The organism is Frankia sp. Mgl5 (assembly GCF_023242985.1).
Lineage (GTDB): Bacteria > Actinomycetota > Actinomycetes > Frankiales > Frankiaceae > Parafrankia > Parafrankia soli.
Window position 1 is genome coordinate 1 of sequence record NZ_JALKFY010000696.1, and the last position, 9,556, is coordinate 9,556.

6 protein-coding genes are annotated in these 9,556 nt (G+C 73.7%); 1 reads left to right on the plus strand and 5 read right to left on the minus strand.

Annotated features, from left to right (window positions below; translation table 11 throughout):
* The 4 genes from MXD62_RS26185 to MXD62_RS26200 all read right to left on the minus strand — a co-directional run.
* Window positions 1-5,404 (minus strand): type I polyketide synthase (locus MXD62_RS26185; protein ID WP_248832084.1); only part of this gene is annotated, 5,404 nt, incomplete at its 3' end.
* Window positions 5,405-5,964: 560 nt separating this feature from the next.
* A complete protein-coding gene (locus tag MXD62_RS26190) occupies window positions 5,965-6,396 on the minus strand; it encodes a VOC family protein (protein ID WP_248832085.1) in 432 nt (143 codons plus the stop codon).
* A 49-nt stretch (window positions 6,397-6,445) separates the two neighbouring features.
* On the minus strand, window positions 6,446-6,874 hold the full coding sequence (locus MXD62_RS40930; protein WP_251082347.1) for a helix-turn-helix transcriptional regulator: 429 nt from the start codon (window positions 6,872-6,874) through the stop codon (window positions 6,446-6,448).
* 381 nt (window positions 6,875-7,255) lie between these two features.
* A complete protein-coding gene (locus MXD62_RS26200; RefSeq protein WP_248832087.1) occupies window positions 7,256-7,567 on the minus strand; it encodes a hypothetical protein in 312 nt (103 codons plus the stop codon).
* Here MXD62_RS26200 and MXD62_RS26205 point away from each other — a divergent pair.
* Window positions 7,557-7,874, plus strand: a complete 318-nt coding sequence (locus tag MXD62_RS26205) for a hypothetical protein (RefSeq protein ID WP_248832088.1) — start codon at window positions 7,557-7,559, stop codon at window positions 7,872-7,874. The two genes, MXD62_RS26200 and MXD62_RS26205, sit on opposite strands and share 11 nt — an antisense overlap.
* A gap of 84 nt (window positions 7,875-7,958) precedes the next feature.
* Here MXD62_RS26205 and MXD62_RS26210 read toward each other — a convergent pair whose 3' ends face one another.
* On the minus strand, window positions 7,959-9,254 hold the full coding sequence (locus MXD62_RS26210; protein WP_248832089.1) for an EAL domain-containing protein: 1,296 nt from the start codon (window positions 9,252-9,254) through the stop codon (window positions 7,959-7,961).
* Window positions 9,255-9,556 lie beyond the last annotated feature (302 nt).

Below are 9,556 nucleotides of genomic sequence, written 5' to 3' on the forward strand. Positions count from 1 at the left end.
CCACCCGACCAGGATCCGGATCATAAAGACCCGCCACATCCCAACCCCGATCCACCGGAAACTCCGACACCGCGTCGGTGCCCTCCGCCAGCAGCCGCCACAGCTCTGCCGGCGAGTCCACCCCGCCGGGCAGGCGACATCCCATGCCGACGATCACGATCGGGTCGTCCCCGGCCGCGCCGGGCGGGCCGGGTGCCGGCGTCACGTGATTCCCGGCGAAGGCCGGTTCCGCCGCCCCGGCCGGTGCCGGGTCGCCGTCGGGGGCGCCGGGGAACTCGGCGGCCAGGTACTCGGCGAGGGCGGTCGACGTCGGATGGTCGAAGACCACGGTGGTGGGCAGCCGCAGCCCGGTGCGCTCAGCCAGCCGCGCCCGCAGTTGGACGGCGGTCAGCGAGGTGGACCCGAGATCGACGAAGGCGCGGTCGGCGGGGATCTGGTCGGCGGCGTCGTACCCGAGGACGGCGGCGGTCTCGGCCCGCACCAGGTCGAGCAGGAACCGTCGCCACTCGGCCGGGCGCATCGTGGCCCGGCGCCCGAGCAGCGCCGCCGGCCCGTCGCCGCCGCGGTCACCGGCCTCCCCGCCGGCGACCGGTCCACCGGCGGGTCCCGTGGACGGGTCGGGAGGGTTCAGGACGGCGCGGACCTCCGGCAGGTCGCCGAGCAGCGGGCTGGGGCGGGCGGCGGTGAAGGCCGGGGCGAACCGGACCCAGTCGACGTCGGCGACGGTCAGGCACCGCTCGTCACCCACTGCCTCCGCCAGCACGGCGACCGCCTCGTCCGGCGGCATGGGAACCAGCCCGCGGTCCCGGAGGTGGCCCGCGATCGCGGGATCGACGGCCATCCCGCCCTCCGCCCACGGCCCCCACGCGAGCGCCGTGCCGGCCAGCCCGCGCGCGCCGCGGTACTCGGCCATCGCGTCGAGGTAGGCGTTGCCCGCGCTGTACCCGCACTGGCCGCCGCTGCCCCAGGTGCCGGCGATGGAGGAGAACAGCACGAAGGCGTCCAGCGGCCGGTCGCCGACCAGTTCGTCGAGGACCCGGGCGCCCGCGGCCTTGCCCGCGAGCACCTCGGCGAGCTCGGCGACGTCCACGTCCTGCAGCGGTGTGAACCCGCCGGCGACGCCCGCGGCGTGGACTACGGCGGTCAGCGGGCAGTCCGCCGGTATGGCCGCCAGCACCTCCGCCAGCGCGTCGCCGTCCGCCGCGTCGCACGCGGCCACGGTCGTCGCCGCGCCGCGCCGGGCCAGGTCGGCGACGAGTTCGGGCACGCCCGGGGCCGCCGCGCCCCGACGGCTGGTCAGAACCAGCCGGGCCGCCCCGGCATCCGCGCACCACCGCGCGACGGCCGCGCCGAGCGCCCCCGTCCCACCGGTGATCAGCACCGTTCCACGCGGCCGCCACCCGCCACCGGCGCTGTCACTGTCGCTGTCGGTGTCACTGTCGCTGTCGGTGTCGCTGTCGGTGCGGGCCGTTCGGGCCGGTGCGAGCCGGCGGCCGAACACGCCCGACGGGCGGATCGCCACCTGGTCCTCGCCCGGCCCGCCCTCGAGCACGGCCGCGAGCCGGTCGGCCGCCGTCCCGTCGACGGCCGGGGGAAGATCGACCAGGCCGCCCCACCGGCGTGGCAACTCCAGCGCGGCCACCCGCCCCGCGCCCCACACCTGCGCCTGTGGTGGGCTCGTCACCGCGTCGGCTCCGCCGATCGACACCGCCCCCTGCGTCACGCACCACAGCGGCGCCGCGACCCCGGCGTCGCCGAGGGCCTGCACCAGGGCCAGCGTGCCCGCCAGGCCCCGGGTGACCGGCTGACGGCCGGGCAGCTCCCGGACATCCAGCGCGAGCAGGGACAGCACCCCCGCCAGCGGGACATCCACCGAACACTCCGGAACGTCACAGCCCGGAACGTCATGCCCCGGAGCGTTGCGCCCTGAGACGTCCCGGGCGGCCGGCGGCGGGTCGAGCGAGGCGAGACGGGCGGCCAGCGAGCTCCGGTCGGCTGCGGCGGGGTCCACCTCGAACCGGACGACCTCGGCGTCCCTGCCCTCAAGACCCCGGACGCAGCTCTCGACGCAGTCGCCGACACTGTCCTCCGCGGTCAGATCGGCGGGGATCACCACCAGCCACCGGCCGGGCCCCGCGGCCTTCGTGGCCTTCGCCGTGGGCACCGGCGTCCAGGTGACCCGGTACCGGCGGACGGCGGGCGGCCGGCCCGGCGTCACGCCGTCCGCGGTGGAAGGCTCGCCCGCGGTGCCCGGGGTGGGCGCGTTCGCGGTGGCGAGGTGGTCGCCAAGCCAGAAGCGGCGGTGCTGGAACGGGTAGGTCGGCAGATCGACCCGGCGCGCGCCGGCGAAGAACGCCGCCCAGTCGACATCGGTGCCAGCCATCCACAGCCTGCCCACGGCCCGGGCCAGCGCGGGCTGCTCCGCCTGGTCACGGCGCAGGCTCGGGACGAACACGGCGTCGGAGCCGGCCGGGAGGCAGTCCTGACCCATGCCGCAGAGCACCGCGTCCGGGCCGATCTCCAGGAAGGTCCGCACGCCCCGCTCGTGCAGCCGGTCGACGCCGTCGCGGAACCGCACCGCGGCCCGGACCTGGCGCACCCAGTACTCTGCCGAGCACAGCTCGTCGGGAGCGACGATCGCACCGGTGACGTTGGAGACGACCGGGACGCCCGGCGCCCGGAAGGTCACGCCGCGGGCGACCGCGCGGAACTCCTCGAGCATGCCGTCCATGTGCGCGGAGTGGAACGCGTGCGAGACCCGCAGGCGGGTCGCCGTTCCGCCGCGGGCGCGCCACCGCTGGGCGATCTCCTCGACCGGGCGCAGGTCTCCGGAGACGACCACCGACTCCGGTCCGTTGACCGCCGCGACGTCCACCGCTCCCGACGCGGAACCGGATGCGGCCGCCGCGCGCGCACCCAGCTCGGCGATCAGCTCACGGGCCTGCTCCTCCGACGCCCGCAGCGAGACCATCGCGCCGCCGGTCGGCATCGCCTGCATCAGCCGGCCTCGCGCGGCGACCAGCGCGCAGGCGTCGTCCAGGTCGAACACGCCGGCCACGTGCGCGGCCACCAGCTCGCCGACGGAGTGCCCGAGCAGCGCGTCCGGCCGCACGCCCCAGGACTCCAGCAGGCGGAACAGCGCCACCTCGAGCGCGAACAGCGCCGGCTGGGTGAACTCGGTGCGCTCCAGCGCCGCGTCCGGGAGCGGGCCGGCGAACACGACGTCCCGCAGCGGCCGGGGAAGATGCCGGTCGAGGCGGGCGGTGACCGCGTCGAACGCCTCGGTGAACACCGGGAACCGGCCGTGCAGCGACCGGCCCATCCCCGGGCGCTGGGAGCCCTGGCCGCTGAAGAGGAACGCGAGCCGGTCGGTCTGGCGGTCCGGGCGTGCGGAGCCGCGGATCAGTGCCGCCGACGGTTCGCCCCGCGCCAGCGCGCCGAGGCCGCGCAGCATGCCCTCCCGGTCGCCGGCGACGACGGCCGCGCGGTGTGCCAGCGCCGCGCGCCCCGCCGCCAGCGACCAGCCGACATCGGCCAGGCCCGGCCGAGGCTCGCTCTCGACCCGGGCCGCCAGGCGGGCGGCCTGCTCGCGCAGCGCCGGCTCCGACCCGGCCGACAGCAGCCACGGAAGCTCCTCGCCCGCCGGGGGATCACCCCCGGGCGGGTCACCCGCAGCCTGGTCACGGCCGCCGGTATTCGGTCCGGCCTGGTCGAGCCCGGCCTGGTCGAGCCCGGCCTCGTCGAACCAGGGTGGAACCGGCTCGGCGCGGGGGGCGTCCTCGATGATGACGTGGGCGTTCGTGCCGCTGACCCCGAAGGCGGAGACACCGGCCCGGCGGACGCCGTTCCCGTGCGGCCAGGCCACCGGCTCGGTCAGCAGGCGCACGTGCCCGGCCGACCAGTCCACCCGGGCCGAAGGCTCGTCCACGTGCAGGGTGCGCGGGAGCACGCCGTGCCGCAGCGCCAGGACCATCTTGATCACGCCGCCGACCCCCGCCGCCCCGACGGTGTGCCCGACGTTCGACTTCAACGAGCCCAGCCACAGCGGCCGGTCGGCCGGCCGGTCCTGCCCGTAGGCGGCGATGACCGCCTGGGCCTCGATCGGGTCGCCCAGCCTGGTCCCGGTGCCATGCGCCTCCACGACGTCCACGTCGGACGGCGAGACGCCCGCGCTCGCCAGCGCCGCCCGGATGACCCGCCGCTGCGCCAGCCCGTTGGGCGCGGTCAGCCCGTTGGACGCGCCGTCGGAGTTGACCGCGCTGCCACGCAGCACCGCGAGCGCCGCGCGCCCGTGGCGGCGCGCGGCGGAGAGCCGTTCCAGCAGCACCACGGCCGCGCCCTCGGCCCAGCCGGTGCCGTCGGCGGCGTCCGCGAACGACTTGCAGCGGCCGTCCGGCGCCAGGCCCTGTTGACGGCTGAACTCCACCAGGACGTCCGGGGTGGCCATCACCGTGGCCCCGCCGGCCAGCGCCAGGGTGCACTCGCCGGCGCGCAGGGCCTGCGCCGCCAGGTGCATGGCCGTCAGCGACGACGAGCACGCCGTGTCGATCGTCATCGCGGGGCCCTCGAGCCCCAGGGTGTAGGCGACCCGGCCCGAGGCGACACTGGGCAGGGTCCCGCTCATCAGGTGGCCCTCGACGACAGGCGGGGCCGTCCGCCAGGGCGGGCTGTAGTCCGCGACGGGGAGGCCTGTGTAGACGCCGGTCCGGCTGCCGCGCAGGGAGAGCGGATCGATGCCGGCCCGCTCGAACGCCTCCCAGGAGACCTCGAGCAGCAGCCGCTGCTGCGGGTCCATCGCCAGTGCCTCCCGCGGCGAGATCCCGAAGAAGGCCGCGTCGAAGCCCGCGACGTCCTCCAGGAAGCCGCCCTGGGTCGTGTAGAAGGTGCCGGAGCGGCGCGGATCGGGATCGAAGTGGGTGGCCAGGTCCCAGCCGCGGTCCGCGGGGATGTCGACGACGGCGTCGCGGCCCTCGGCGACCAGCCGCCAGAGATCCTCCGGGCTACGCACCCCTCCGGGGAACCGGCAGGCCATGGCCACGATCACGATCGGGTCGTCCGGCGGCGCGGCCGAGGCCGACGGCGCCCGCGAAGCCGCGGGGTCCGGCGCGTCGAGAACCCGTGTCCTGAGATGGTCGGCGAGACGCGCCGGGGACGGATGGTCGAACAGAAGCGTGGCGGGCAGTGCCAGGCCGAGCTCGCCGCCCAGGGCGTCCCGGAAACCGGCCGTGCTTCCTCCACCGAGCCCCAGCCGGACGAACGGCGTCCGCGGGTCGAACGGGCCGTGCCCGTCGCCCACGGCCCGGCGCACCTGCCGGAGTACCAGGTCGAGCAGAAGCCGGTGCTGTTCGGCCTCGGGCAGCCCGGTGAGGGCCTCCCGCCAGGTGGGGTGTTCGTGTCCCGCCAACGCTTCTCCCGTGCAGGTCGGGGCCCCGCGAGGACATCACCGCGCGCTGGAATCCACCCGCGGATCCATGGCGCGCCACTCGATGAATCACCCGCGGCTACCGAAGGAAAGGACCGGCGCGAACACCCTTCCTCCCCAGTCGGGACCGGAAGGGTTTCGCCGCGCGTTTTACGCGGGTAAAAGCCCAGGTAGTCGCCCTGAAGCGCCTGCCGCGCGGTGCGGCGGAACACCGCGGGTAGCGCGCCTTCCGGCTATTCCTCGACCGGCGGACTCATGCCCGCGCCCGGTCCCCCGCCTTGTGCCTGGCCCGACAGTCTGGACGGACATCCCAGCCCAATCATGTTCGGAAGAACGATCACGTCGTGTTCGAACCGGCCCGCGTGGAACCGCGGGCCACGCGCAAGAAGGGCATCACTTCGAGGGAGAATAGGCACGCTACGGCGGATACCGCAAGCAAGTTCGCACACTGTTACGCCCGCGGTCATCGGAAGCGCCCGCGAACCGGTGTTCACCGGGTCCGGATCACCCGACCTTCCTCCCGGGTCCGGAGGCCGGCCGACTCAGGCCCGGTCGGGCGAGAATTCGAGGACCTGCGTGAGCCGGATGTTGTTGCCGGACGGGTCACGGAAGGACGTGTCGATGCCGTAGGGCTGCCTGGTCGGCGGGTCGTTGAACTCCACCCCTCGGGCACGCAGCTCGTCGTGGGAGGCCTGGCAGTCGTCGGTCTCAAGGAACAGCGTCCCGCCGGCGCCCTTGGCCACCAGCTCCGCGAGCTGGCTGCTGGTCGACACGTCGAACATCGGCGGCTTCGGGATCGACATGAGCACCAGCCCCACATCCTGCTGGCCGGACGGGCCGACCACCAGCCAGCGGAATCCCCATTCACTCATGGTGACGTCCGACCGGACCTCCCAGCCGAGCGTTCCCGTGTAGAAGGCGAGCGCCTCCTCCTGGTCGTGCACCCAGAACTGCGCGTTGGCGATCCTGATCACCGCTGTCTCCTCGGCTCGGTCGGCTGCGCGGAAGAACGCGCCGGCGACGCTACGCGCGGGCGGTGACCTCGGCTTCTCCGAACGTGCGGTTGTGTGGGCGGCCGTAGGCACGGGCGACGCAGTCCGGGATCCGGATGTGGCGGCACGCGGGCGGGAACGCCGCCCGGTAGGCACCCGGCGACATTCCGAACACACACCGGAATCGGGTGGTGAAGGATCCGACACTCGTCAGGCCGACCGCGAAGCAGATCTCGGTCACGCTTCGGTCGGTGTTGCGCAGCAGCACCGCGGCGCGCTCGAGCCGGCGGGTCAGCAGGTACTGGTGCGGCGGCTCACCGAAGGCCCGCCGGAACTCCCGACTGAAGTGGGCCGGCGACAGACTGGCGGCGCGCGCCAGGTCCGCCACCGTGAGCGGCTCGCAGTAGCGGGCGTCGGCGAGATCCTTCGCCCGCAGCAGGTGGCGGGCCGGCGGCACCATGCACCGCAGTATCGCCGACGCTGGCCGCGCACTGCTCGTGGTAGTAGGAACGGGATCGTGCAACGGCAGCAGGAGGGCGGCGATCGAGACCGGGAGGCGGGAGCACCGGCCGAGGACAAGTCCCGCCAGGGCAAGCGGCGCGGGACTCCAGCCGTTGTCGAAGCCGTGTTCCTCCAACGCGCGGCACGTCAACTCCCCGCCGTGGCCGGCCGCGGCGGGCTCCGGTCGCTCCGCCGCCGGGACGTGATCATCGATTGACACCGGAACAGGAGTGAACGCATAATTCTTGATTCGATGCCCGGGCGAGAATCGCGACGGCGGGAACCGCACACGTACCCGTCCAGTGGTCATCGGAATTTTGACCGGACAGATGGCCCCTACCTACGACGCGATAAGATCTTTCACTATGGGCTGTCGTCCTTTTACTTTGAGTAATCGCAGAATCGTCGGTCTGTCGAGCCGGCTCGGCGCGATGGTCGTTGCCGTCATCATGTTCGCGGGCTGCTCCAGCGATTCGGGCGGTAGTGCCTCACCCGAATCGACGTCGCTGACTTCGAGCCCATCCCCCGTGGTCGGGACGAGCCGGCCGCCTTCGCCTTCGCCAGTGCCGGTGCCGACGCCGCTGCCGACCTCCGCGTACCCGCCACTTGCCGGCTTCGGTGAGGTGCACGACATCGGCAGGGTGGTCGGCATTTCCGACGGCCCCGATGGCACCGTGCTGAGCCTCGACCGGTCGAAGTACGTCCTCTGTACCCCGCAGTCCGGTGACGCGGAATCCTGCCTCGACGGATACCGCATCGACGACGTCGAGGGCGGGACGCTGAACTACGTGGTGACGCCGACGGTCAGGGTCGTTCTTTCGGTGCGGCCCGAGGAGTACGAGACCGGTGACCTCGCGGACCTGCGGGAGTTCGTCGCCGCCCGTCCGTCCAGCCTGATGATCCTGCGGCTCGACGCGGGAGGACGCGTGATGGCCGTCGGCCAGCCCTGGCTTCCGTGACCTCGCCGGACCGGCTGTTCCAGCCCGTCCGGTCGCGGCCGGACTCCGGGGCCGGGCCCCGCGGCCCCGCGGCCCCGGAGCCACCTAAGCCGTATCGGGCGGGCGGGTCCGGTTGGCGCTCGCGGGCAGTGGCAGCGGACCGGGTGGGGCGAGGTAGTGGCCCTGCGCCTGGTGCACGCCCGCGCCGATCAGGACACCGAGCTCCCGCGCGGTCTCGACCCCCTCGGCGAGGACCAGGCTGCCCGTCTCTTGGGCGAAGTGCACCAGCGCGGCGGCGAGCGCGCGCCGCGCCGGATCAGCGTCGATCCGCCGGGTGAGACACTGATCCATCTTGATGAAGTCGGGCTGGAGCTGCACAAGATGATGCAGGCTGGCGTAGCCGGCACCGACGTCGTCCACGGCGATCCGGACTCCTTCACGGCGCAGGACGCCCAGCGCGCAGCGGACCGAGGGATAATCCTCGACCTTGTCACCCTCGGTGACCTCGACGACGAGTCGGTCGGCCGGGATATCGGCGATCGCATCCGCCAGCCGCCCCGAGAGGATCGTGGCCGGTGAGGCGTTGACCCCGAGCCCGAACTCGGGCGGCAGGCAGGTGAACGCGCGCAGCGCCGACCGGATCGCGGACAGTTCGAGTGCGGGGCCGAGGCCCACAGCGGCGGCGTCGGCGAACCAGCGCTCAGCGCCACCCGAACCGGGCGGGAACCGGGCAAGCGCCTCAGCCCCCACGCAGTCGAGCGACGGCAGGTCGAAGACCGGCTGGAAGACCATCGTCGGGCCGCCGCTGTCGATCAGCCGCCAGATCCGCCACCATGCCGCCTCCCGGTACTCCCCGCCGGACCGCCGATCGGAGATCGAGGCGGAGAGCACCTCTGCCAACAAGGCCAGCGAACGCGTCTTGCGAGCGGGCATCGCCACATCGGCGTCACGGCTCAGGCAGCACAGCATCCCGTACAGACGGCCGTCCGCCAGGGTCACCGGAACTCCGATGTACGAGCCGATCTCGGGCCGGCCGGCCAGCGGCCCCCCGGTCGCCTCCACCCCGGTCGTCGCCGTCCCCGCCGCCTCGGACGTCACCGCCCCGGACGTCACCGCCTCCGGGCGGATCCTGCGGACGACCGGAGACGGGCGTTCGGCGGGAGCATGCGAGCGGTGCGGGCCGGGATGGAGCACCGTCGAGCCGGGGTGGACACCGAAGGCCGCGGCGTCGCCGTCGCACGCCTCGATCACCTGGGCTCCCCCGATCAGCCTGGAGAACCAACAGAGATCCATGCCCAGGCGGCGACGCGCGGTGGCGAGCAGCCCGGCCACCGGGTCCGGTTCGGCCGGATCCCACCGGGACGGCGGCGTGGCGCCGCCGCGACCACAGGCGTCGGTCACGTGCACCTCCCCACGCGGCACTCGCCACCATGTTTCCCACGCGTCCACCAGGAACACGTCACCCGGACCACAGTTCCGATCGCCGAGTGGAGTCCACGCACGTGGTGTACGGATAGCGATCATCTAGCGACTCGCCGGAGTGGCGGTCTGTGACGCAAAGCGACCACAGTCGTATCCGACCAGCGGAGCCGTACCCGACCAGCCGGCGGACAGCCGCCCGGATCATCGGCCGGGAAAAGGTCCGGAAATACAGGTGGGGGCTGCTCCCGGCCACAGCCAGAAACAGCCCCCACCAAAAGAAG

Coding starts and splice junctions, on each gene's coding strand:
- MXD62_RS40930 (WP_251082347.1), bottom strand. CDS start 6,874: ATGGTGCCGCCGGCCCGCCACCTGCTGCGGGCGAAGGATCTCGCCGAC.
- MXD62_RS26200 (WP_248832087.1), bottom strand. CDS start 7,567: ATGCCGACCACCCTGCCGATGTCGTGCACCTCACCGAAGCCGGCAAGT.